Source organism: Vibrio sp. MA40-2, assembly GCF_047302445.1.
Lineage (GTDB): Bacteria > Pseudomonadota > Gammaproteobacteria > Enterobacterales > Vibrionaceae > Vibrio.
In genome coordinates this window covers 420,012-444,801 of sequence record NZ_CP178628.1, presented here as the reverse complement: position 1 = coordinate 444,801, position 24,790 = coordinate 420,012, and the positions used below count along the sequence as shown (strand labels likewise).

Annotated in this window: 14 protein-coding genes, 2 tRNA genes, 2 rRNA genes and 1 other annotated feature; of the genes, 11 read left to right on the top strand and 7 right to left on the bottom strand. The window is 41.2% G+C overall.

The genetic code is table 11. The annotated features are described in order from the left end of the window. Nucleotides 1–172 precede the first annotated feature (172 nt). Together ACLKML_RS09505 and ACLKML_RS09500 are read left to right on the top strand one after the other, a co-directional pair. Nucleotides 173–1,375, top strand: coding sequence for an efflux RND transporter periplasmic adaptor subunit (locus tag ACLKML_RS09505; RefSeq protein ID WP_413285134.1), 1,203 nt, complete (start codon nucleotides 173–175; stop codon nucleotides 1,373–1,375). Between the two features lie 15 nt (nucleotides 1,376–1,390). After that, nucleotides 1,391–4,495: an efflux RND transporter permease subunit gene (locus ACLKML_RS09500; RefSeq protein WP_413285133.1), complete on the top strand. Its 3,105-nt coding sequence runs from the start codon at nucleotides 1,391–1,393 to the stop codon at nucleotides 4,493–4,495. 67 nt (nucleotides 4,496–4,562) lie between these two features. Here the strand turns inward: ACLKML_RS09500 and ACLKML_RS09495 are convergent, their stop codons facing one another. The 3 genes from ACLKML_RS09495 to ettA form a co-directional block, all read right to left on the bottom strand. Then, nucleotides 4,563–5,621 carry a peptidoglycan DD-metalloendopeptidase family protein gene (locus tag ACLKML_RS09495; RefSeq protein WP_413285132.1) on the bottom strand — a complete coding sequence of 353 codons (1,059 nt, stop codon included), beginning with the start codon at nucleotides 5,619–5,621 and terminating at the stop codon, nucleotides 4,563–4,565. Between the two features lie 4 nt (nucleotides 5,622–5,625). Further along, entirely contained in the window at nucleotides 5,626–5,994 is a 369-nt protein-coding gene (locus ACLKML_RS09490; protein ID WP_413285131.1) for a PilZ domain-containing protein, read from the bottom strand. 155 nt (nucleotides 5,995–6,149) lie between these two features. Next, nucleotides 6,150–7,817, bottom strand: coding sequence for an energy-dependent translational throttle protein EttA (gene ettA, locus ACLKML_RS09485; RefSeq protein WP_413285130.1), 1,668 nt, complete (start codon nucleotides 7,815–7,817; stop codon nucleotides 6,150–6,152). Between the two features lie 218 nt (nucleotides 7,818–8,035). Between ettA and sltY the strand changes: the two genes are divergently transcribed. Both sltY and trpR read left to right on the top strand, forming a co-directional pair. Next, nucleotides 8,036–9,985 (top strand): murein transglycosylase, encoded by a 1,950-nt coding sequence (gene sltY / locus ACLKML_RS09480; protein WP_413285129.1) that lies wholly within the window; start codon nucleotides 8,036–8,038, stop codon nucleotides 9,983–9,985. Nucleotides 9,986–10,046: 61 nt separating this feature from the next. Next, nucleotides 10,047–10,367 (top strand): trp operon repressor, encoded by a 321-nt coding sequence (gene trpR, locus ACLKML_RS09475; RefSeq protein ID WP_413285128.1) that lies wholly within the window; start codon nucleotides 10,047–10,049, stop codon nucleotides 10,365–10,367. Between the two features lie 127 nt (nucleotides 10,368–10,494). Here trpR and yjjX read toward each other — a convergent pair whose 3' ends face one another. The 4 genes from yjjX to bamD form a co-directional block, all read right to left on the bottom strand. After that, nucleotides 10,495–11,022, bottom strand: coding sequence for an inosine/xanthosine triphosphatase (gene yjjX / locus ACLKML_RS09470; RefSeq protein ID WP_413285127.1), 528 nt, complete (start codon nucleotides 11,020–11,022; stop codon nucleotides 10,495–10,497). A 9-nt stretch (nucleotides 11,023–11,031) separates the two neighbouring features. Beyond that, nucleotides 11,032–12,210 carry a prephenate dehydratase gene (pheA, locus tag ACLKML_RS09465; protein ID WP_413285126.1) on the bottom strand — a complete coding sequence of 393 codons (1,179 nt, stop codon included), beginning with the start codon at nucleotides 12,208–12,210 and terminating at the stop codon, nucleotides 11,032–11,034. Nucleotides 12,211–12,231: 21 nt separating this feature from the next. After that, nucleotides 12,232–12,369, bottom strand: a sequence feature (Phe leader region). 118 nt (nucleotides 12,370–12,487) lie between these two features. Continuing rightward, nucleotides 12,488–12,832, bottom strand: a complete 345-nt coding sequence (hpf, locus tag ACLKML_RS09460; RefSeq protein WP_413285125.1) for a ribosome hibernation-promoting factor, HPF/YfiA family — start codon at nucleotides 12,830–12,832, stop codon at nucleotides 12,488–12,490. Nucleotides 12,833–13,222: 390 nt separating this feature from the next. Further along, on the bottom strand, nucleotides 13,223–13,948 hold the full coding sequence (gene bamD / locus ACLKML_RS09455; protein WP_413285124.1) for an outer membrane protein assembly factor BamD: 726 nt from the start codon (nucleotides 13,946–13,948) through the stop codon (nucleotides 13,223–13,225). A 205-nt stretch (nucleotides 13,949–14,153) separates the two neighbouring features. Here bamD and rluD point away from each other — a divergent pair, with 205 nt between their 5' ends. From rluD to ACLKML_RS09420, 7 genes are all read left to right on the top strand, one after another. Beyond that, nucleotides 14,154–15,128, top strand: a complete 975-nt coding sequence (gene rluD / locus ACLKML_RS09450; RefSeq protein WP_413285123.1) for a 23S rRNA pseudouridine(1911/1915/1917) synthase RluD — start codon at nucleotides 14,154–14,156, stop codon at nucleotides 15,126–15,128. After that, complete coding sequence (pgeF, locus tag ACLKML_RS09445; RefSeq protein ID WP_413285122.1) at nucleotides 15,129–15,887, top strand: peptidoglycan editing factor PgeF; 759 nt, start codon at nucleotides 15,129–15,131, stop codon at nucleotides 15,885–15,887. Nucleotides 15,888–15,984: 97 nt separating this feature from the next. Further along, complete coding sequence (clpB, locus tag ACLKML_RS09440; protein WP_413285121.1) at nucleotides 15,985–18,558, top strand: ATP-dependent chaperone ClpB; 2,574 nt, start codon at nucleotides 15,985–15,987, stop codon at nucleotides 18,556–18,558. Nucleotides 18,559–19,246: 688 nt separating this feature from the next. Then, nucleotides 19,247–20,787: ribosomal RNA gene (locus ACLKML_RS09435) — 16S ribosomal RNA — on the top strand. A gap of 103 nt (nucleotides 20,788–20,890) precedes the next feature. Further along, nucleotides 20,891–20,967 (top strand) — tRNA-Ile (locus tag ACLKML_RS09430). Nucleotides 20,968–21,086: 119 nt separating this feature from the next. Continuing rightward, nucleotides 21,087–21,162 (top strand) — tRNA-Ala (locus tag ACLKML_RS09425). A 482-nt stretch (nucleotides 21,163–21,644) separates the two neighbouring features. Beyond that, nucleotides 21,645–24,534, top strand: a 23S ribosomal RNA gene (locus ACLKML_RS09420). Together the 16S and 23S rRNA genes with 2 tRNA genes alongside form the textbook arrangement of a ribosomal RNA operon. Nucleotides 24,535–24,790 lie beyond the last annotated feature (256 nt).

Below are 24,790 nucleotides of genomic sequence, written 5' to 3'. Positions count from 1 at the left end.
CAGTATTATTTTAAAAATCAGTTATAGTCTTGTATAAAATTGAAAGCAAAGCCTTATGTTTTAATCTGTTACATCAGGTGTATATTATTTCTCTTACCCAAGTCTCTATGCGTTAAGATAATAAGATTAGATTATCAGATGCCTTAATTGGGTGACTAAAAGGAACTCAGTTATGGCATTTGCTCGCACAAGTCGATTTTTTTCACAACGCCCATGGCTAATATCATTACTACTTCTTATCTGTTTGTCTTTTTGGCTAGCAATAGGAATGCTTAATGCTGACGAATCTCAAGGTCACCTTCAGTCTCAAAATAGCAGTGTACAATCCGAAAATAGCAGCCCGTCTAACGATACACATTCTTCAGAAAAGCTTGCTATCCCTTTAGCAAAAGTGCGTTACCAAACTTTTTCGGCTGTGCTTACGGCAAAAAAAATTGATCTTTATGGAAGAACCGCCCCCAATAGACAAGCTCAGTTGAGTGCTGAAGTAGCGGGTCGTGTTGTTACTTTGATGGTACAAAAAGGCGATCAAGTAAAGAAGAACCAACCGATTGCACAAATAGATCAAGCCGACCTAGAAATTCAATTAGAGCGAGCGAAAGCTAATCTGTCTGTTCGTGATAAAGAATTCAAAGCATCGCAATCTTTAAAAAAGAAAGGATTACAAGGTGAAGTGGCTTATAGCACTGCGCAAGCTAATCTTGTCGAAGCGAAAGCGTTAGTTAAAAAAGCGCAATTAAATCTTCGTAATACACAAATTACTGCACCTTTTGATGGTTTTGTTGACGATTTGGCGATTGAATTAGGCGATTTCGTGAGTATTGGCGACCCAGTCGCAACGGTCATTGATTTGGATGTTTTGTTGATTGAAGCCGATGTGAGTGAACGTCATATACAAAGCCTGAAGTTGAATCAAAAAGCAAACATTCGCTTACTTGATGGTGACAAAATTGAAGGGATACTCAGATATATATCGAGGCTATCTTCACCTGCAACAAATACGTTTCCGATAGAAATAGAGATAGCCAATCCAGAGAAGAAAATTTCAGCAGGAGTGAGTGCTGAGGTTGAGCTTGAGTTAGGTATAAGTCAGGCAATTAAAATATCTCCAGCTATGTTAGCTTTGGATGAAAGTGGCAACTTAGGTGTAAAAACAGTGGAAGATGATACGGTTAAATTCACGCCTATTCAATTAGTTAAAGCTGAACAAGATGGGATTTGGCTAACCGGTTTAGGGCAGAGTGCGAATATTATTACCGTTGGTCAAGGTTTTGTTCGGGAAGGGGATGCGGTTATTGCGACGTCTGTTGAAGCCACTTCTGATACTGAGACCGCTTTTGATATTAATAGCAAACGTGCAGCAGAACATAATTAGAGTCGGAGACACACTATGTTAGCGATTATTAACGCGGCTTTATCTCGTTCTCGAACCATGCTTACACTGTTACTGTTAATATTAGTTGCAGGCACAATCACTTATCTTTCCATTCCTAAAGAATCCAGTCCAGATATCACCATCCCTGTTATCTATGTCAGCCTTTCTCATGAAGGCATTTCTCCTGCTGATGCCGAACGATTATTGGTTCGCCCTGTGGAACAAGAATTACGTTCCATTGAAGGGGTTAAAGAGATGAGTTCTAGCGCATCTGAAGGGCATGCTTCAGTCACCCTAGAATTCAATATCGGTACCGATCTAGATAAAGCTATGGCAGATGTTAGAGATGCGGTCGATCAAGCTAAGCCCAGGTTGCCAGCCGATAGTGATGAGCCATCGGTAAATGAAGTGACTCTAGCTTCGTTTCAGCCCGTACTCTCGGTTGTTCTTTATGGCACCGTTCCAGAGCGATCGATAGTACAGATAGCCAGACAATTGAGTGACAAGTTAGAAAGTTATAAGCAAGTATTAGAAGTCGATATAGCAGGAGACAGAGAAGACATCGTTGAGATCATCGTCGATCCTCTACTGATGGAAAGTTACAATTTAGATCAGAGTGATATTTACAATCTCATTGCATTAAATAATCGTGTTGTTGCCGCAGGATTTGTCGATACAGGTTATGGACGATTCTCGGTCAAAGTCCCTTCTGTATTTGAGTCTTTGAAAGACGTACTCGAAATGCCCATTAAGATTGAAGGCAAACAAGTGATTACCTTTGGAGATATTGCGACAGTTAGACGTTCGTTTCGAGACCCAGAAAGTTATGCTCGTTTAGATGGTGAATCTGCAATTGTTTTAGATGTAAAAAAGCGAGCGGGTGAAAATATAATAGAAACGGTTGAATTGGTTAAACAGGTTATCGTTGGCGCTCAAGAGCTAGACAGCTGGCCGGACAATTTGATGGTTGAATATACTTGGGATGAATCTAACGATGTGAAGTTGATGCTTAGTGATTTACAGAACAATATCCTTTCAGCGATTATTCTGGTGGTCATTGTCATCATTGCCATCTTAGGTGTCCGTACCGCATTATTAGTTGGCGTGTCTATCCCTGGTTCGTTTTTGACGGGTATCTTAGTTCTCGCCGTATTCGGACTAACGATTAATATCATGGTGTTATTTGGCCTGATTATGGCAGTAGGAATGTTGGTTGATGGTGCCATTGTGGTAACTGAATTTGCCGACAGACGAATGCATGAAGGAATGCCTCGAGCGACGGCTTATCAAGAGGCGGCAAAAAGAATGGCTTGGCCAATTATTGCTTCAACAGCAACAACTTTAGCGGCGTTCGCTCCCTTATTATTTTGGCCAGATGTGACTGGCGAGTTTATGAAATATCTACCCATCACTCTGATTGCAACCTTGTCAGCATCGCTCGTTATGGCGTTACTTTTTGTGCCTGTTTTAGGCAGTTTAATTGGTAAAGCACAGTATATTAACCCTCAGCGTAAACAAGAGATGGTGGCACTACAAAATGGCGATTTTTCTAAGGCTACAGGGCTGACTAAATTATATTATCGAACACTAGCGATAGCGGTTAATCACCCATGGAAGATATTGCTGAGTGCAATTTTACTCTCTATTGGTGTTGGAATTACTTATGCGAAAGCTGGTTTAGGTGCTGAATTTTTTCCTGAAGTTGATCCTCCATCGTTCACGATTAAAGTTCGTTCTTATGGTGATCTTTCCATCGATGAAAAAGACAAGTTGATGCGAGAAGTCGAATCAGTAGTTCTAGGAGGCAAAGAGTTTCAAAGTGTCTATACAAAGACTGGAGGAGATGATGACGCTATTGGTCAGATACAAATAACGCCAGTAGATTGGCAGCTCCGGCGGCCTGTGAAAGAGATCATTGCAGAATTACAACAGCGAACATCTGAGTTTTCAGGAGTTGAAATTGAAATCAAAGAGCCTCAAGCCGGGCCTCCCAGTGAGCATGATTTGGTTATTCAGTTGTCTGCGCTTGAATTCGATAAGCTTAATAATGCGGCTGTGATTGTGAGAAATTGGGCTGACACTTATCCAGCATTTATTAATTTGAGTGATACATCGGCAAAACCTGGTATTGATTGGCAAATAGATATTAAGCGTGACGATGCAGGACGTTTTGCCGCGGATGCCACTTTAGTTGGCAATACGGTTCAATTAGTGACTAATGGTTTAAAAATTGGCGATTACTTGCCCGATGATGCATCAGAAGAAGTGGATATTTTGGTGCGTTTTCCTCAAGATAAGCGCGATATCGGTAAGTTCGATCAATTAAGAGTTAAAACACCGAATGGGTTGATTCCACTAACCAATTTTGCTCAGATTAAACCTCAGCCGAAACAAGATACTATTCAACGTATTGATGGGCAGCGAGTACTCGAAGTTAAAGCTGATATTAAACAAGGTTACAACTTAGCCTTAGAATTACCCAAGATAGAGTCACAATTAAAACAATTGGGACTTAATGGCGTAGAGTTTACACTTCGTGGTACAAATGAAGATCAGCAAAAATCATCAGAATTTCTGGTCAAAGCATTTATGGTGGCTTTAGCCGTGATGGCTTTGATTTTGATTACTCAATTTAATAGTTTTTATCAAGCATTTCTAATTCTTAGTGCGGTATTATTTTCAACGGTAGGGGTGTTTGCTGGCTTACTTATCTTTCAGAAACCTTTTGGTATTGTGATGTCAGGTATTGGTGTGATCGCATTGGCTGGTATTGTTGTGAATAATAATATCGTATTGATTGATACTTTTAATCAACTGGTTAGCCGAGGTTTGAGTCGTAAAGATGCCATACTAAGAACAGGAGTACAACGCCTTAGACCGGTTATGTTAACCACAGTGACAACGATTTTAGGTTTATTGCCTATGGTACTGGAAATGAACATTGATCTTATTAACCAAAAAATTGAATTTGGCGCGCCAAGTACTCAATGGTGGTCTCAATTAGCGACAGCGGTTGCAGGTGGATTAGCCTTTGCCACAGTGCTGACTCTAGTGTTAACTCCTTGTTTACTAATGCTTGGCCGAGGCAAAAAGTCGGCGGGTAAACCAAGCGAAATATAGCAATGTATTAATGAAAGCGGAGCGATAAATGCCATTACTGAAAATTGTCAGCGATGGCATTTATGTATCAATGTATTTGAGGGGAAGTAGTCATTGGTAATGAATCACTTTGAGCGGTGTTCAGTCCATTTTCAGTGTCGACAGAATTAGTCAGTTGTACTTGTAAACGTACTACGTTATCAATAATGTTAACTAACGGTGCCCATTTTATTTTGCTTTCTTGTTCAAATAAAGAGTCAAAATTTTCAGGTGTCCATTCCATCAAGTATTTAGGATTGAGAGAGCGGCCAAGGAAACGCACTTCGTAATGTAAATGCGGTCCAGTCGAATGGCCTGAGTTCCCGCATGTTGCGATAGTTTCGCCTTTACTTATAAACTGGCCACTTTTTACGTTAAACTTGTGTAAATGAGCATAAGAACTCATAAAACCAAAAGAATGTCTCACGATAAGGAAATTACCAAATCCTTTTTTACTTGGTCTTACGGTTTCCACCACACCGTCGGCTGGAGCAATGATTTTCTCTCCAATATTACAAGTTAAATCAATCCCAGTATGTTTTTGGTGCTTACCTGTTATCGGGTTTAATCTACTACCATATTGAGAAGAAATACGTTTGTAAGACAATGGGGCATCATTCGGTATAAGGCGGAACATGGTCGCTCGTACTGCGGAGTTTACCGCAGCAACATCCACTCTTTGTGCTAAGTCTAAGTTGTCTGTTTCTGCATTTGTACCACTCAGACCAAGGACAGATTCAACATCATAGATACGTTGGCTCAATGTTGTTAACTGATTGCTTTTCTCTGTTAATTCTTGATTGAGTAAGTGATTAGTCGATTCGAGTTGAAGAAGTGCTAACGATTTTTCTTGAATCGATAAATCAATTTGCTCAATTGTTCGGTTAGCGACATTCAGTTCTGAACTAAGGTGTTGTATTTGAGATTGTGTCTGGAGCGCTGCGAGTTGGGCATTGTTGCGCGTTATTTTATGGTTATTAATCGAAAGGCCAAGTAAAAGTGGCGTAGCTATTAAAACAGATAAAAGGGTAACAGTCGTTTTTTTACCGATAAAAAAAGTTTCTGTCCCACCAGAAGTCGGGATGGTTATCGTAATTTTTTTTGACATATTTTTAAGAATGAACACCTAAGTCAGATAACTGTTCAATCTCTCTATTTAGAAGTTGATCATCACCTACATTGAGCGCCACTAAACGTTTAAGATGACTAATACTATCTATGTCAATATGTTCAATGCTGACTCTGGTGAAACTATTGGTGGTTTCCACTACCTGTGCCTGAAGAGAAATATCGACATCACTGTCTGGTAAATGAAAGGTAATATCAACAGGTTGTGAGGAATTAATTGATCCAGTTAATGTGTTTAGCAGTAACCCATGTAGCGAAAGATCGATGATTGAACCGTTTATACTACACTGATCTTGCTGCAACTTTGCAGGCACATTATAAATTACTCGAGAAAAACGTCGACGTTCATCCATACTTGCTCTCTTATGTTCATGTAGATTATTAATGAGTATATAGTGGTTATAACCCGTCATGCTTGGTGCAGCTTGTTGATCGACGGCTTTGATTTCTCCATTAGCATAGTTAATCTATGCTAATGGAGGCTACTTGGTACTAAAATACAAATTCGCTATTTAGTAATGCGCTTGTATTTGATCCGATGTGGTTCTGCCGCTTGAGCGCCTAGAGTCTGTTTTAACCATTCGGTATATTCAGTATAGTTACCTTCATAAAAGTTGACCTGTCCTTCATCACGGTAATCAAGGATATGTGTTGCAATACGGTCTAAGAACCAACGGTCATGCGAAATTACCATGGCACAACCAGGGAATTCTAATAAGGCCTCTTCTAACGCTCGTAGCGTTTCAACATCAAGGTCATTGGTTGGTTCATCGAGTAATAATACATTACCGCCAGTTTTCAATAGCTTAGCTAAGTGAACACGGTTTCGCTCACCACCAGATAATTCACCGATGATTTTTTGTTGATCATTACCTTTAAAATTAAAGCGTGAGCAGTAAGCGCGTGCTGGAATTTCAAAGTTGTTGATCTTAATAATATCCGCACCTTCAGAGATCTCTTGGAATACGGTTTTTTTGTCGTCCATACTATCTCGGAATTGATCAACAGAGGCTAAATGAACGGTGTCACCAAGCTCAATACTGCCTGAATCAGGTTGTTCAGTACCACTTAGCATTTTAAACAGTGTTGATTTACCTGCACCATTAGCCCCGACGATGCCTAAAATAGCGCCTTTGGGCATACTAAAGGAGAGATCGTCGATAAGCACTCGATCAGCAAAAGATTTGGTTAGATTCTTCACCTCAATAACTTTATCACCTAAACGTTCGCCAGGTGGGATGAACAGTTCATTGGTCTCGTTACGTTTTTGGTGATCGGTATTATTCAACTCTTCAAAACGTGCCATTCTAGCTTTTGATTTTGCTTGACGGCCTTTAGGGTTTTGACGAACCCATTCTAATTCTTTTTCAATGGTTTTTTGACGAGCATTTTCTTGAGCTGATTCTTGCTTCAGACGCTCATCTTTTTGTTCTAACCATGAGGTATAGTTACCTTCCCAAGGGATACCTTCTCCACGGTCAAGCTCGAGTATCCAGCCAGCCGCATTGTCGAGGAAGTAACGGTCGTGGGTAATAGCCACAACGGTTCCATTATAATCGACCAAGAAACGTTCTAACCATCCTACCGATTCGGCATCTAAGTGGTTGGTTGGTTCATCAAGTAGCAACATATCTGGTTTTTCTAATAAAAGTCGGCAAATAGCAACACGACGCCTTTCACCACCAGACAGAAATTCAATTTTTGCATCCCATTCAGGTAAACGCAGAGCATCAGCAGCACGTTCAAGTGCGTTTTCTAGGTTGTGACCATCTTTAGCTTGTATTAATGCTTCCAATTCACCTTGTTCTTTCGCTAAAGCATCAAAATCGGCATCGGGTTCAGCGTAAGCAGCATAAACTTGGTCAATGCGTTTAAGCGCATCGGCTACATCAGATACCGCTTCTTCAACCACTTCTCTTACGGTTTTAGACTCATCTAACTTAGGTTCTTGAGGTAAGTAGCCAACATTCAATCCTGGTTGAGCACGGGCTTCTCCATCAATATCGGTATCGATACCTGCCATGATCCGGAGTAAAGTGGATTTACCTGCGCCATTCAGACCTAGAACACCGATTTTTGCACCTGGAAAAAAACTAAGAGAGATATCTTTTAATATTGTGCGTTTAGGTGGGACAACTTTACTCACCCGTGACATAGTATAAACGTATTCAGCCATTGCCGATATTACCTACAGTTTTAGAAAGTTTGGCGAGTATTTTAACTTAATTTTCTACCTCTGAGAATGATAGATAATTTAACAAATTAAAGCTTGCTTAAATCCTTGATAGTTCTCTAACATGAGCATTACACAATTTTCGCGTTAATCAATGTTGTTGCTTACCGTACTCGTTATTTATGGATCGGATTATTTTACAATAAGGATGTGTAAATCAAATGCATAAGTTCAAAAAGCTTGTTTTTGCTGTGCTACCTCTTGTGTCTGTTGGATTCACTTTAGTGAGTTTTTCTTCTAGCGTTCAAGCTGTGTTAGCTTCTCTCGATCAACAGCGCATTATTTATCAACAAGCACAAGATTATTTAGATCAGAAAAAGATAAATGAGTACTTAAAAATTCGTGATCAAATAGTCGATTACCCTTTAACTCCTTATGTCGATTACCGGCAATTTTTGCTTGAGATTGGCCAGAAAACTCCGTTACAAGTCGAAGATTTTATTCATCAGTATCATGAACTCCCATTTTCTAATCGAATTAGAGCCAAGTATTTAGATGCATTAATTGACAAGCAAGACTGGACTAACTTCTATCAATTTCAGCCTGAAGAACCTCGAATGGAGAAGTACCGATGCAGTTACCACTATGCGCAGCTAAAAAATGGACAGAAGGAGCAAGCTTTCCAAGGTGCAGCTAAGCTTTGGTTAAGTGGCAAGAGTGTATCGGATAATTGCAATATGTTGTTCCAAGAATGGCAACAAGCAGGATTAAGAACCGATGACCTAGTATTAAGAAGAATGTTACTAAGTTACGAAAAAAATAGTATTCGTTTGCTTAACTATTTGGCCAAAATACCATCTAAACAAGACAGTGTTAAACAAGCCAATGAAATTAAGATGTTGGCTAAGGGACCAGAGAATGTTATTGAATTCTCACAGAAATATCCAGCCTCAGAATTTAACCGTAAAAAATCTGCAATTGCCTTGAAAAAATTAGCCAGAAAAGACATAGAACTGGCACAGCGTGCATTACCGATTGTTTTTAAAGCTCAACAATTTTCTCCGCTTGAACAACAAAGTATTTCTGACTACCTAGCAGTTCGTCTGATGAATACGGATCAACAATATTTAGCCGCTTGGCGAGATAAAGTATTGAAGAAATCCACTAATGTGTCTGCGATAGAACAGAGGATACGTTTAGCTATCCGCGAAGCAAATTGGCCTGCAATATCTGAATGGATTGAGCAATTACCAGAGGAAGAAATGGACTCTTTGCGTTGGCAGTTTTGGCTTGGGCGAACGGAACTAGAGTTAGGCGCAAGAAATAAAGGTATTGCAAGACTCCAATCTATTTTGGGTCAGCGAAATTTTTATAGTGTCGCTGCGGCACAAATATTAGATACCCCTGTGCGTTATCAAGTCAGTAAACAAAAAGCAGACACCACTATTCTGAAACCTTACCAATCTAGTTTGATTCGAATAAATGAACTAATAGATGTAGATAAAATTACAGCAGCGAAAAGTGAGTGGAATTGGTTACTTTTGCAAGTTGATGAGGAAGAGAAACAAGCGCTTGCGGTTTATGCTGCAAATAACAATTGGCATCATTTATCGGTTAAAGCCACCATTGCTGCCAAAATGTGGGATAACACTGAGCTGCGTTTTCCACTTGCCCATCAATGGTGGTTTAATTTTTATGCTAAAAAGCACAATATAGATCCTATCACGCTAATGTCTATAGCTAGACAAGAGAGTGCTTTAGATGTACAAGCTCGGTCGCCAGTCGGTGCTAGAGGAATAATGCAAATAATGCCAACTACAGCTAAATATACCGCCAAAAAATATAAGATAGCCTATAATGGAAGTGGTCAGTTATACGATGTAGGTAAAAATATTGAAATAGGTAGTCATTACTTAAACGGACTTCTAGAACAGTATGATAATAACCGTATATTTGCCTTTGCCGCTTATAATGCTGGACCTAATAGGGTTAAATTATGGCGAAAAAGAGCCAATCAACAGCTTGATGTTTTTGCTTTTATCGAAGCTATTCCATTTAGAGAAACGCGAGGTTATGTCCAGAATATTTTGATGTTTGAGACATATTATCGAAATATTTTGAACGTAGAGGGGAGTTTTTTACATTCTAACGAGCTTTCTATTAAATATTAATTCAATCTAACGTAGAACTCTTTACAATGACGGTTCTGTTTTGCAACTTGAGTATGTATAAATGTCGTTAACTTCGGATATACCTGATTGGCAACATGTAATGAAATTAGTTAAATCGGCTGCTGAGACTGATCAACATGACATGTTGTTAACCATTCTTATGACAGCCGATGAACGAGAAGCATTGATAGCGAGAGTGAACATTGTGAATGAGCTTTTAAAAGGTGAAATATCGCAACGTCAAATAAGTCAAATGTTAGGGGTTGGTTTAGCAACTATTACCCGAGGTTCTAATGAGTTAAAAGCCCACTCAGAACAACAAAGAAAAGTATTATTTGAGTTGTTAAATTCATTAGATAGCGACAATATTTCAACTAAGTAAATTATGTGTTTTGGCGACGACGATTATTTTGATGTAACAGAATAATCGTCGTTTTTAATTGCACCGTTTAACAGGAAACCTAACCCGCTTTTTAACCTTGTCTTAAAGGGATAAATGACAACAAAAATTAAAGGTTCCTAGGGAAGTGTTCTTCATTCATAAAAGGAATTAAGGCAAGGATAAGTGATTGATGATAAACAGAACTTCTGGTAAGTAAGTGATTTGTTAACAACCCTATTGCGCCCCCTTTTTGTTTTATGTTTTCAGTACAAAAAACCGCATCCATAACGTGTCCCAATTCTTTGCCTGTTTGTAGTTGATCCAATACTACGGGAGGTAGCATTAAACTAGCGGAACGAGATTCACCTCTTTGACTAGATGATTCAATAATCATCCAAGCAAAAGTAAATTCAGCTTCATTTCCTGCTTCTAAACCGACATAAAAATCCGCATGTGCAATAGCGATCTTGGCATTTTTTACTCGATTTAAGGCGCCCAATTTTGTTTCAGGATCAGACATCGGTTGATCTGGCACTTCACTATCAACACTAACACCTTCAAATTGAAAGGCTTCTTCTGGAAAAACATCCTTAAAAGCCGCTTGTACGGCCTTTATTTTTGCTGGATTAAGAGAAGCTACGATAACTTTTTTCATGACATATTCTTATGTGAGTTTTATGTGAGTTGGTTTTACATTTTCAGTCGGGTAGCAACCAAGAACTTTAAGGTGTTGAGTTATTTTGATTAATTCGCTAATTGCTTGCTGCAGCTCAGTAGATTCTAAATGTGCTTCTAAATCGACATAAAACATCTCTTCCCAAGGGTTACCCATGATTGGCCTATTTTCTAGCTTGGTCATGTTGATACCATAACGTTGTAGTACTAATAACGTTTCAACTAATGAACCAGCTGTTTGTGACGTCGACATGATTAACGTGGTTTTTGCTGGTATCTGAGTTGATACTTCTACTGGTTTTCTGGCGACCAATATAAAACGAGTATGGTTTTCAGTTTGGTTAGCAATGTTATTTTTTATCGGCTGTAATCCATATAATTTACCGCTAGAAGCATTACCGATCGCTGCAACATTATTGTCTCCAATTTCTTTCACTTTCAACATTGCGTCAGCAGTACTAGCGCAAGACTCTAATGTTACACCTTTTAAGTGACTTAAAAATTCACTGCATTGCTGGTGGGGCTGAGGGTGTGAATAAAGAGTCTCAATATCTTCTATATTAATATCAGAGTTGGCTAAAATACAGTGCTCAATCGGTAAGGTTATCTCGCCAACAATGTAGAGTGTAGTATGCTGAAGAAGATCATAAACTTCATTGATAGAGCCTGAGCTAGTATTTTCAATTGGCAGCATTCCAAAATCAGCATGACCTGATTCCACTGTTTTAGTCACTTCTTTAAAGTGTTCACAACTTAGCTCGACCAATTCCGTATTCTTACGACTAAAATATTCACGACTTGCCAAGTGTGAATAAGAGCCCTTTGACCCTAAAAAAGCCACTCTAGCAAGAGGTTTTCGGCTTTGAGACGGGTTAGCTAGGTTTTGTAAATAAGACTGTTGGAGTAGGACCGAATCTTCAATAATGCTATGAAACAGCTTAGTAATATATTGAGCATCTAAGTTGTATTTGTTTTTACCATTTTCAATCAATTTAACTAATAGTTGTTGTTCTCTCTTAGCGTCTCTTACTGGTTTTGATGTTTCGATTTTACTTTTTGCTACTTCAATGCTCAGAGTTCGCCTTTCTGAAAGCAACTGTAAAAGTTGGTCATCTAGATCATTTAGGCGAATTCGAATCTCATCAAGAGAATATTTACTATCTGTCATGCTAAGTGAGTCCATTTAAGTTATAAAAAAGCCCCCCGTCTGGGAGGCTTCCTATTCGTTTTTAACTTATTTTTCTTAAAACGATATCAGCCTCTACAATTAAGATCGAAAAAAAAGAGAGATGAAAAAAAGTCAAAAAAGAATAGCGGATATAGAGCCATATTTAGATTACGAATCCTATTTATTGTACCGACACAATAAGCAAGGTATACAAACCCGTCAAGAAAAAAATAGCGCCATTAAGGCGCTATACTATTGATATTTTAAAAGCCCTCATTTAATCCGCTTCACTTGGTTCAATTTGCTCTGCTAGTTTTTCTGCATGGCTTGCTCTGCGAGCTTCGGGTTTGTGGCGCAATTTATTGAGTTGCCGTTCTAGTTTTTGCTCTACTTCGATAATAGCTTTATATAAATCTTCATTGTTTGAAGACGCGATTAGTTTTCCTTTCGGGACGGTAATACTGGCTTCAAATTTCATCTGTTTGTTCGGTTGTTCGCTTATTACTGTCTGGCAACTAATAATATCTACTTGCCATTTTTCAAGTTTCTCAAACTTGGACTCTATATGCGTACGGATTGCAGAGGTGATTTCTAGGTTTTTAGCGGTAATATTAACTTTCATATAGTATGTTCCTCTGAAACTTCCCTTATGGGATGATTTCAGAGTACCTTGTTAGTAAGAAAATATTGTGATTTAGATCACTGTAAATAGAGTGTATTGATGATTGATCATTAAATGTGATCTGCTACAAATATAACTCAAATATTCTATAATAAAACTTGTGATGTTATAAAAAATCGATAACGTGGGAAGAAGTAACATACTAGAAATAAACACATTTTTAGGGCTTTAGCTCAACTGTATGCCACTGCTGGTGGATTTGTGTTCAATATTAAAATGTGACCTGATACGAGGCTTGTTGTTAATGATCAGGAGAGTAAAAATTGAAGTTTAAAAAACCGCTTTATTCAGCGGCTTTTTAAACTATGTCTTTTTTAAACTATGTCTTTTTTATACTGGATTTAGTTCCATTAACTGTTTTGTCCTTTCTACTGACTCGGTAAGCCCGAGTTGCTGGTACGCCTCTAATTGAATCTCTAGCGATTGTCTGGCCGCTTTGGTATCAGGGTAGGTTTTTTGTAACTCTTGGCAGCGATTAATTGCTGCAATCCATGCTTCTTTGCGTAAATAAAAGTCGGCACTGGCTAAATCATAGTTCGCGAGTCTATTTTTAAGAGCATACATTCGTTTTTGAGCATCAGCAGAAAAAGCACTGTTCGGGTAGCGTTGCAATAATCTTTTAAAATCAGTGAAAGCCGCTTTAACTGGTTCCGGATCTCGATCTGAACGGTCAATGTTCAAAATACTATGCATATAGTTTTGATCTTGTGCCATATGAGAAAGCCCTCGCATATACAGTATCCAGTCCATGCGATTATGCGTCGGATTTAAACGAGTGAATCTTTCGATAGTAGCAAGAGCTAAAGGTAAGTCATTGTTTTTGTAATAAGCAAAGATTAAATCGAGTTGAACTTGTTCTGAGTACGGTCCAAATGGATACCTTGAGTCCAATGCCTCAAGTTTTTCTATAGAAGTTAGCCAGTTGCCACTCTGAAGAGAGCTTTGTGCATCAATGTAGAGTTCTGATGCCGGTACATCAGGAACAATTTCGTCACTACTTGAGCAGCCAAAAAGGAGTGATAATGCCAGTAAACTCGATAAAGTACGGTAATTCATGTCAGGATTTTCTTTCCTTAAATTAAAAAAAACGGTTGCTTCCGTTACTTCTTATCCTATAACGGATAGAATGATGACTATAACAGATGAATATTTCCAAATTTGAGCGTTATATAATAAGTTGACTACAAAATACAGTAGAACGCAGTAGCGCATTTTTTCACAGTCATGAGCATTAGTCTCATAGTTTTTAAAAAAGTTCGATATGGCTCAGCAGATAGAATTAACCGATACAGTAAAAGATAGCCAACTTGGTCAACGATTGGACCAAGCCATAGCAGAATTATTTTCTGATTTCTCTCGTTCTCGTTTAAAGGAATGGGTGATGAATGGCAAAGTTCAAGTAAATGGTGAAGTGGTAACTAAACCTCGCATCAAAGTGATGGGAGGAGAAGAAATTATAATTCAAGGTGAACTTGAAGATGAAGAACGTTGGCATGCCCAAGATATACCACTAAATATTGTTTATGAAGATGATGACATTATTGTTATCAATAAACCTCGTGATTTGGTTGTTCATCCAGGAGCAGGTACTCCTGATGGCACTATTTTAAATGCCTTGCTATTTCACTTTCCTGATATTGCACAAGTACCAAGAGCCGGTATCGTTCATCGTTTAGATAAAGATACAACAGGTTTGATGGTAGTGGCGAAAACGGTTCCTTCACAAACCCGTTTAGTTAGAGCTTTGCAAAAACGTAAAATTACTCGTGAATATGAAGCGATTGCGATTGGTAAAATGACGGCTGGCGGTATGGTTGAGAAACCGATCGGACGTCATTCAACTAAGCGTACCTTAATGGCAGTTGCCGAATTGGGCAAACCTGCGGTTACTCATTACCGAGTCGCGGAACGTTTTCGTGAGCACACGCGATTGCGTCTTCGTTTAGAAACAGGGCGAACTCATCAGATCCGTGTTCACATGTCTTATCTTCAACATCCGTTGTTAGGCGATGTTGCTTATGGTGGCAGAGCGCGAATTCCTAAAGGCGCGTCAGAAGAACTCACCCAAATGATTCGAGGATTTGATCGTCAAGCACTTCATGCCGCTATGCTACGTTTTGATCACCCCGTAACCAAAGAACAAATGGAGTTTCATGCACCGATCCCTACGGATATGGTTGTTATGACTGAAGCATTACGAGCGGATATGAAAGAGAACCAAGAGTACGATATATAAATGGAATTGATAACCCCAAACTGGATAGTGCCTGACAATATTCGTGCTTACAGCTCTACTCGTTTGGGGGGAATTTCAACCGGTGCATACCGTGGGCTGAATTTAGGTATGCATGTCGCTGATGATCCTTTACTTGTTACAAAGAATCGTCAGTTTCTACATAAACATGCTGCTATTCCCAGTAAGCAAATATGGCTCAATCAGACTCATTCTAGTTATGTGGCAGATTTTGATGCCTTCTCAACTTTAGATAAAAATACCGCGTTAGATGATTCGACCACCGATATTGTAGATGCTGATGGTGCCATGACATCTCAGTCCAATGTTGTTTGCACCGTGATGACGGCTGATTGCTTACCTGTGTTGTTGACCGATACTGAGGGTTCGACAGTTGCCGCCGTTCATGCAGGCTGGCGAGGTTTGGCAAATGGTATTTTAGAAAATGCAGTGACACAGTTTACTAAACCGGTGATCGCATGGTTAGGACCAGCAATTGGTGCCAATGCATTTGAAGTCGGGCAAGATGTATATGATGTTTTTGTTACTCATGATCCTATTGCCAGTGAAGCCTTCAGAATCAAAGGTGATGAAAAATATCTAGCGGACATGAATAGGTTAGCGAAACAGCGACTCAATAGTGTTGGTGTTGAGAGTATTTACAGCAGCAATATGTGCACGTTTGCAAATAGCGATAAATTCTATTCATATCGCAGAGATGGCGTAACTGGCCGTCAAGCTACGTTTATTTGGATTGAATAAGTTTATTTTTCTCCATTATCATCGTTCCTCTCCCTTGAAAAAAGCCCTCCTTGTATCCATCTTGTTAGCGTAGAGAATTTATTTTTTGGAGGCTGCTATGCGTTTAGATAGATTCACCAGCAAATTTCAAGTCGCGATATCTGATGCTCAATCATTAGCCCTTGGACGAGATCACCAATACATCGAACCAGTACACCTTATGGTTTCACTTCTGAACCAAGAAGGCAGTGCGATTCGCCCATTACTTACCATGATCGATGTCGATATTGTTCGATTGCGTTCAAAATTATCTGAAATGATGGAACGCTTGCCCAAAGTTAGTGGTATTGGTGGCGATGTGCAGTTGTCTAATAGCATGGGCTTTTTATTTAACTTGTGTGACAAAATTGCACAAAAACGACAAGATGCTTATATCTCATCCGAAGTCTTTCTTCTCGCTGCTCTGGAAGATAAAGGACCATTAGGTCAACTCCTTAAAGAATTAGGTATTACCGAAAAAGCGTTATCGACTGCTATTGAAAAAATTCGCGGAGGGCAAAAAGTGGATGATCCCGACGCAGAAGAAAAGAGACAAGCTTTAGAAAAATTCACCATTGATTTAACAGAGCGAGCTGAACAAGGCAAACTCGATCCTGTTATCGGCCGTGATGATGAAATACGTCGAACAATTCAAGTATTACAACGCCGAACTAAAAACAACCCAGTTATTATAGGTGAGCCTGGAGTAGGTAAAACGGCAATTGTAGAAGGACTAGCCCAGCGAATCATTAATAATGAAGTGCCAGAAGGTTTGCGAGGACGTAGAGTTCTATCCCTAGATATGGGGTCTTTAGTGGCAGGCGCTAAATATAGAGGTGAGTTTGAAGAACGGCTTAAATCGGTTCTTAGCGAACTATCAAAAGAAGAAGGCAATATAATCCTCTTTATTGATGAGCTTCATACTATGGTTGGAGCGGGTAAAGGAGAAGGATCTATGGATGCAGGTAATATGTTAAAACCTGCATTGGCGAGAGGTGAGCTTCATTGTGTTGGTGCCACAACACTTGATGAATATCGTCAATATCTAGAAAAAGATCCTGCTTTAGAGCGTCGTTTCCAAAAAGTATTAGTAGACGAACCAACAGTTGAAGACACTATTGCTATCTTGCGCGGTTTAAAAGAGCGTTATGAACTTCATCATCATGTCGAAATTACGGATCCTGCTATTGTCGCAGCGGCTAGGTTATCACATCGTTATGTTTCAGATAGACAACTCCCGGATAAAGCCATTGATTTAATCGATGAAGCAGCGTCGAGCATACGAATGCAAATAGATTCAAAACCTGAATCCTTGGATAAACTTGAGCGAAAAATAATTCAATTAAAAATAGAACAACAAGCACTGAATAACGAAATAGATGAAGCCAGTTCAAAACGCTTAAAAGCAATAAACGAAGAGCTGGACGTAAAAGAAAGAGAATACGCAGAACTAGAAGAAGTATGGAATGCAGAAAAAGCAGCGCTGTCCGGTACTCAACATATTAAAACTGAATTAGAACAGGCAAGAATGGATATGGACTTTGCTCGACGAGCTGGGGACTTAAACCGAATGTCTGAACTTCAATATGGCCGCATTCCAGAATTAGAAAAACAGCTTGATCTTGCCGCACAAGCAGAAATGCAAGAAATGACCTTACTCAAAAATAAGGTAACGGATGAAGAGATAGCCGAAGTACTTTCGAGACAAACAGGTATACCAGTATCAAAAATGCTAGAGGCCGAGCGAAGTAAACTGCTTTCCATGGAAGATGTATTGCATAACAGAGTCATTGGGCAAGAAGAAGCGGTTAATGTCGTATCCGACGCTATTCGCCGAAGTAGAGCTGGTTTATCTGATGCTAATCGTCCTATTGGTTCTTTCCTATTTTTGGGACCAACCGGGGTAGGTAAGACAGAACTATGTAAAACACTCGCTAACTTTATGTTTGATAGTGAAGACGCCATCGTTAGGATAGACATGTCCGAATTTATGGAGAAACATTCTGTTGCTCGCCTCGTTGGTGCTCCTCCTGGTTACGTTGGGTATGAAGAAGGTGGTTATTTAACCGAAGCAGTAAGAAGAAAACCGTATTCTGTTATTTTACTTGATGAAGTGGAAAAAGCGCATCCTGACGTGTTCAATATTCTTCTACAAGTTCTTGACGATGGTCGCTTAACTGACGGGCAGGGTAGAACAGTAGATTTCCGAAACACTGTCGTGATAATGACATCTAACCTGGGTTCCGACAGAATCCAAGATAATTTTAGTATCTTAGATTATAAAGGGATCAAACAAGAAGTAATGAATGAAGTGACACAGCACTTCAGACCTGAGTTTTTAAATAGAGTCGATGAAATTGTTGTTTTCCATCCGTTGAAACAAGAGCACATCAAATCTATTGCTAGGATACAATTAGACAGGCTAGCGAATCGTATGGCGGATAGCGGTTATGAGTTAGATGTATCAGAAAAAGCTTTGGAATTAATTGCTCATGTTGGGTTTGATCCTGTCTATGGAGCAAGACCTCTCAAAAGAGCGATACAGCAAAGTGTAGAAAATCCACTCGCTAAAGCGATATTAGCTGGAAAAATAGATCCAGATAAGAAAGTTCAACTGCGAGTAGACAAAGATCGCATCATTGCGTACCAGTAAAGCGAGTAATGAGAGTCTATTTAAGATGATAAAAAAGGGACTTTGTCCCTTTTTTATTCGTTTTGATTGAAAAATAATCGAACGATAGTTTTTTTTGCAAAAAACACTCAGTAGCTATTGTGCTATTGTAAATTCTCCCTATAATGCGCCTCCGTTGTCAGGGAATAGTTACTAACTAAACGAACTGATAATGTCGGTACTATTAAGTAGTTGTAGAGAAAATTATTTCTCTTTATTTGTTTCAGATCACTTAAAAAAGTAAAAAGTAATTTGAAAGAAAATAAATAGCAAAAAGTGTTTGACACCAGAAGCTATATCGCTAAAATGGCCGTCCGCTTGAGAGATAGCTCACAAGCAGCCTAACGGCAACGCTCTTTAACAATTTAAACCTATATCAATCTGTGTGGGCACTTGTTGATGATAATCGACACGATTTTGTATCTTAGGATATACAATCACAACGGTATCAATGAACCAGTGACCTAATTTGATGATAGATATTTTAGCTTTTTAAGTTAACGTGTCTTAAGTATCAAGCACAGTTATTTATCTATCATTCTGTTGGAATGATAGGAACTTTAAATACCATTTACTACTTGGTTATTACTAAGAAGTAAAGGCAATTTGAAGTCAGTATTCATTGAGACCCGTTTTTCTTTCTTAGGAAAGAGAAACACATCAAAATCTTAAATTGAAGAGTTTGATCATGGCTCAGATTGAACGCTGGCGGCAGGCTTAACACATGCAAGTCGAGCGGAAACGAAAATAGCTTGCTATTTGGCGTCGAGCGGCGGACGGGTGAGTAATGCTTAGGAATTTGCCCAGTTGAGGGGGATAACCATTGGAAACGATGGCTAATACCGCATACGCCCTACGGGGGAAAGGAGGGGACCTTCGGGCCTTCCGCGATTGGATAAGCCTAAGTGAGATTAGCTAGTTGGTGGGGTAATGGCTCACCAAGGCGACGATCTCTAGCTGGTCTGAGAGGATGATCAGCCACACTGGAACTGAGACACGGTCCAGACTCCTACGGGAGGCAGCAGTGGGGAATATTGCACAATGGGCGAAAGCCTGATGCAGCCATGCCGCGTGTATGAAGAAGGCCTTCGGGTTGTAAAGTACTTTCAGTCGTGAGGAAGGTGTTGTACTTAATACGTGCAACATTTGACGTTAGCGACAGAAGAAGCACCGGCTAACTCCGTGCCAGCAGCCGCGGTAATACGGAGGGTGCGAGCGTTAATCGGAATTACTGGGCGTAAAGCGCATGCAGGTGGTTTGTTAAGTCAGATGTGAAAGCCCGGGGCTCAACCCCGGAAGGTCATTTGAAACTGGCAAACTAGAGTACTGTAGAGGGGGGTAGAATTTCAGGTGTAGCGGTGAAATGCGTAGAGATCTGAAGGAATACCAGTGGCGAAGGCGGCCCCCTGGACAGATACTGACACTCAGATGCGAAAGCGTGGGGAGCAAACAGGATTAGATACCCTGGTAGTCCACGCCGTAAACGATGTCTACTTGGAGGTTGCGGTCTTGAACTGTGGCTTTCGGAGCTAACGCGTTAAGTAGACCGCCTGGGGAGTACGGTCGCAAGATTAAAACTCAAATGAATTGACGGGGGCCCGCACAAGCGGTGGAGCATGTGGTTTAATTCGATGCAACGCGAAGAACCTTACCTACTCTTGACATCCTCAGAAGAGAAAAGAGATTTTCTTGTGCCTTCGGGAACTGAGAGACAGGTGCTGCATGGCTGTCGTCAGCTCGTGTTGTGAAATGTTGGGTTAAGTCCCGCAACGAGCGCAACCCTTATCCTTAATTGCCAGCGAGTTATGTCGGGAACTTTGGGGAGACTGCCGGTGATAAACCGGAGGAAGGTGGGGACGACGTCAAGTCATCATGGCCCTTACGAGTAGGGCTACACACGTGCTACAATGGCGCATACAGAGGGCAGCTAACTAGCAATAGTGTGCGAATCCCAAAAAGTGCGTCGTAGTCCGGATTGGAGTCTGCAACTCGACTCCATGAAGTCGGAATCGCTAGTAATCGTAGATCAGAATGCTACGGTGAATACGTTCCCGGGCCTTGTACACACCGCCCGTCACACCATGGGAGTGGGCTGCAAAAGAAGTAGGTAGTTTAACCTTCGGGGGGACGCTTACCACTTTGTGGTTCATGACTGGGGTGAAGTCGTAACAAGGTAGCCCTAGGGGAACCTGGGGCTGGATCACCTCCTTAAACGATAAGATTGTGATTGATGAGTGTTCACACAGATTGATTAGGTTTAGAAAGTAAAGAGAGATAACTCAATCTCGGTTATTGAAAAGCCCAAAGCAAGTATGGGTCTGTAGCTCAGCTGGTTAGAGCGCTCGCCTGATAAGCGGGAGGTCGGTGGTTCAAGTCCACTCAGACCCACCAAATTGCCTTTATGCTGCGTTAAGTTGCGCGTTGTGTGCTTAAAGTACACAGCCTTACAACTTGCCTTGTCTAAAGAATATTTCATCCTAAATGAGTTATCACAAGCCACACCCACTGATGGGGTTATAGCTCAGCTGGGAGAGCGCCTGCCTTGCACGCAGGAGGTCTGCGGTTCGATCCCGCATAGCTCCACCATCTTTAAGTGTTTTTACTCTGTATCAGATGAGAATATTTAAAAATGGTTTTGGCTTATTTTAAATAAGTATAAAATCTTTGCTCTTTAACAATTTGGAAAGCTGACGAATAACAACTTTGATTGGTTGTTATTCAAATAAAAGTTCTCAAATCCTATGACTCATTATGAGTGATAGGTACCAACACACATTCAAGTGTTCTTGGAAACAGCGAAAGCTGTTTATATTTGAGTCCGGCAAAATCGAACGTTGTCTCGCTCATTCAAATAATGAGACAACAATAAACACCTTGGTTGCTATTACAATAACAATAATAGGCTTATGAAAATAACTTATTATGCTATTTCGCGACGTGGATTTTTTCTTTTAGCAAGGCGCTAAAAAATTGAACGAAGGGCGCAACCGTCTGGTTGTAACCGAGTCAATTTTGCAGGCAACGACGCAAAAAGAGAAAAGACCAAGCGAAACCCTTTGGGGTTGTATGGTTAAGTGACTAAGCGTACACGGTGGATGCCTTGGCAGTCAGAGGCGATGAAAGACGTAATAACTTGCGATAAGCCCAGATTAGGTAGTAATAACCATTTGAGTCTGGGATTTCTGAATGGGGAAACCCACTAGCATAAGCTAGTATTATTAACTGAATACATAGGTTAATAAGGCAAACCCGGGGAACTGAAACATCTAAGTACCCGGAGGAGTAGAAATCAACCGAGATTCCGAAAGTAGCGGCGAGCGAAATTGGACTAGCCCTTAAGCTTTTAATGATGCAGGTGAAGATTCTGGAAAGTATCGCGATACAGGGTGATAGCCCCGTAACCGACACATCATTTTAAGTGAAAACGAGTAAGGCGGGACACGTGATATCCTGTTTGAATATGGGGGGACCATCCTCCAAGGCTAAATACTACTGACTGACCGATAGTGAACCAGTACCGTGAGGGAAAGGCGAAAAGAACCCCTGTGAGGGGAGTGAAATAGAACCTGAAACCGTGTACGTACAAGCAGTAGGAGCACCTTTTTGGTGTGACTGCGTACCTTTTGTATAATGGGTCAGCGACTTATATTTAGTAGCAAGGTTAACCGAATAGGGGAGCCGTAGGGAAACCGAGTCTTAACTGGGCGTCGAGTTGCTAGGTATAGACCCGAAACCAGGTGATCTAGCCATGGGCAGGTTGAAGGTTGAGTAACATCAACTGGAGGACCGAACCGACTAATGTTGAAAAATTAGCGGATGACTTGTGGCTAGGGGTGAAAGGCCAATCAAACCTGGAGATAGCTGGTTCTCCCCGAAAGCTATTTAGGTAGCGCCTCGGACGAATACTACTGGGGGTAGAGCACTGTTAAGGCTAGGGGGTCATCCCGACTTACCAACCCTTTGCAAACTCCGAATACCAGTAAGTACTATCCGGGAGACACACGGCGGGTGCTAACGTCCGTCGTGGAGAGGGAAACAACCCAGACCGCCAGCTAAGGTCCCAAAGTATAGCTAAGTGGGAAACGATGTGGGAAGGCTCAGACAGCCAGGATGTTGGCTTAGAAGCAGCCATCATTTAAAGAAAGCGTAATAGCTCACTGGTCGAGTCGGCCTGCGCGGAAGATGTAACGGGGCTAAGCTATACACCGAAGCTGCGGCAATGAAGTTTACTTCATTGGGTAGGGGAGCGTTCTGTAAGCCGTTGAAGGTGAACTGTAAGGTTTGCTGGAGGTATCAGAAGTGCGAATGCTGACATGAGTAACGATAATGGGGGTGAAAAACCCCCACGCCGGAAGACCAAGGGTTCCTGTCCAACGTTAATCGGGGCAGGGTAAGTCGACCCCTAAGGCGAGGCTGAAAAGCGTAGTCGATGGGAAACGGGTTAATATTCCCGTACTTCTTATAATTGCGATGGGGGGACGGAGAAGGCTAGGTGGGCCTGGCGATGGTAGTCCAGGTTCAAGGGTGTAGGCTAATTTCTTAGGTAAATCCGGGAAATTATTAGGCTGAGACCCGATGTCGAGTCACTACGGTGATGAAGTCATTGATGCCATACTTCCAGGAAAAGCCTCTAAGCTTCAGATTATAAGGAATCGTACCCCAAACCGACACAGGTGGTCGGGTAGAGAATACCAAGGCGCTTGAGAGAACTCGGGTGAAGGAACTAGGCAAAATGGTACCGTAACTTCGGGAGAAGGTACGCTCTTGACGGTGAAATCCCTAGCGGATGGAGCTATTGGGAGTCGCAGATACCAGGTGGCTGCAACTGTTTATTAAAAACACAGCACTGTGCAAAATCGTAAGATGACGTATACGGTGTGACGCCTGCCCGGTGCCGGAAGGTTAATTGATGGGGTTAGTCTTAGGACGAAGCTCTTGATCGAAGCCCCGGTAAACGGCGGCCGTAACTATAACGGTCCTAAGGTAGCGAAATTCCTTGTCGGGTAAGTTCCGACCTGCACGAATGGCGTAATGATGGCCACGCTGTCTCCACCCGAGACTCAGTGAAATTGAAATCGCTGTGAAGATGCAGTGTACCCGCGGCTAGACGGAAAGACCCCGTGAACCTTTACTACAGCTTGGCACTGAACATTGACCCTACATGTGTAGGATAGGTGGGAGACTATGAAACTTCGTCGCTAGATGGAGTGGAGTCAACCTTGAAATACCACCCTTGTATGCTTGATGTTCTAACTTAGTCCCCTAATCGGGGATGAGGACAGTGCCTGGTGGGTAGTTTGACTGGGGCGGTCTCCTCCCAAAGAGTAACGGAGGAGCACGAAGGTGGGCTAAACACGGTTGGACATCGTGTGGTTAGTGCAATGGCATAAGCCCGCTTGACTGCGAGAATGACAATTCGAGCAGGTGCGAAAGCAGGTCATAGTGATCCGGTGGTTCTGAATGGAAGGGCCATCGCTCAACGGATAAAAGGTACTCCGGGGATAACAGGCTGATACCGCCCAAGAGTTCATATCGACGGCGGTGTTTGGCACCTCGATGTCGGCTCATCACATCCTGGGGCTGAAGTCGGTCCCAAGGGTATGGCTGTTCGCCATTTAAAGTGGTACGCGAGCTGGGTTTAGAACGTCGTGAGACAGTTCGGTCCCTATCTGCCGTGGGCGTTGGAAGATTGAAGGGGGCTGCTCCTAGTACGAGAGGACCGGAGTGGACGAACCTCTGGTGTTCGGGTTGTCATGCCAATGGCATTGCCCGGTAGCTAAGTTCGGAATCGATAAGCGCTGAAAGCATCTAAGCGCGAAGCGAGCCCTGAGATGAGTCTTCCCTGGCACTTTACGTGTCCTAAAGGGTTGTTCAAGACTAGAACGTTGATAGGCAGGGTGTGTAAGTGCTGCGAGGCATTGAGCTAACCTGTACTAATTGCCCGTGAGGCTTAACCATACAACACCCAAGGGGTTTTGGCAGAAATTGTTCCAGACAATTTACTGCACTTCCTACATCCGTGTAGGTCGTGGACTCAGATAGAGAACATTGAATGTGTAGAGACTTTTATAATTAGCTTTCCAAGTTTTTTAGACTTTCCAAGTGCTCTAGGTAGCGCAGGGATAAAGTTTGCTGGCAAGGCAACTTGAGTAACGATTGAAGGCGCTTACATTGGTAAGTAACTGAAAGAGTGAACAAGTTAACGCAGTCCAGC

Bases quoted from the DNA above. Each gene is read 5' to 3' on its own strand.
- ACLKML_RS09490 (WP_413285131.1), bottom strand. From the start codon at position 5,994: ATGGATGAACGTCGACGTTTTTCTCGAGTAATTTATAATGTGCCTGCA.
- ACLKML_RS09495 (WP_413285132.1), bottom strand. From the start codon at position 5,621: ATGTCAAAAAAAATTACGATAACCATCCCGACTTCTGGTGGGACAGAA.
- hpf (WP_413285125.1), bottom strand. From the start codon at position 12,832: ATGAAAGTTAATATTACCGCTAAAAACCTAGAAATCACCTCTGCAATC.
- trpR (WP_413285128.1), top strand. From the start codon at position 10,047: ATGTCGTTAACTTCGGATATACCTGATTGGCAACATGTAATGAAATTA.
- clpB (WP_413285121.1), top strand. From the start codon at position 15,985: ATGCGTTTAGATAGATTCACCAGCAAATTTCAAGTCGCGATATCTGAT.
- ACLKML_RS09500 (WP_413285133.1), top strand. From the start codon at position 1,391: ATGTTAGCGATTATTAACGCGGCTTTATCTCGTTCTCGAACCATGCTT.
- sltY (WP_413285129.1), top strand. From the start codon at position 8,036: ATGCATAAGTTCAAAAAGCTTGTTTTTGCTGTGCTACCTCTTGTGTCT.
- pgeF (WP_413285122.1), top strand. From the start codon at position 15,129: ATGGAATTGATAACCCCAAACTGGATAGTGCCTGACAATATTCGTGCT.
- ACLKML_RS09505 (WP_413285134.1), top strand. From the start codon at position 173: ATGGCATTTGCTCGCACAAGTCGATTTTTTTCACAACGCCCATGGCTA.
- bamD (WP_413285124.1), bottom strand. From the start codon at position 13,948: ATGAATTACCGTACTTTATCGAGTTTACTGGCATTATCACTCCTTTTT.
- ettA (WP_413285130.1), bottom strand. From the start codon at position 7,817: ATGGCTGAATACGTTTATACTATGTCACGGGTGAGTAAAGTTGTCCCA.
- rluD (WP_413285123.1), top strand. From the start codon at position 14,154: ATGGCTCAGCAGATAGAATTAACCGATACAGTAAAAGATAGCCAACTT.
- yjjX (WP_413285127.1), bottom strand. From the start codon at position 11,022: ATGAAAAAAGTTATCGTAGCTTCTCTTAATCCAGCAAAAATAAAGGCC.
- pheA (WP_413285126.1), bottom strand. From the start codon at position 12,210: ATGACAGATAGTAAATATTCTCTTGATGAGATTCGAATTCGCCTAAAT.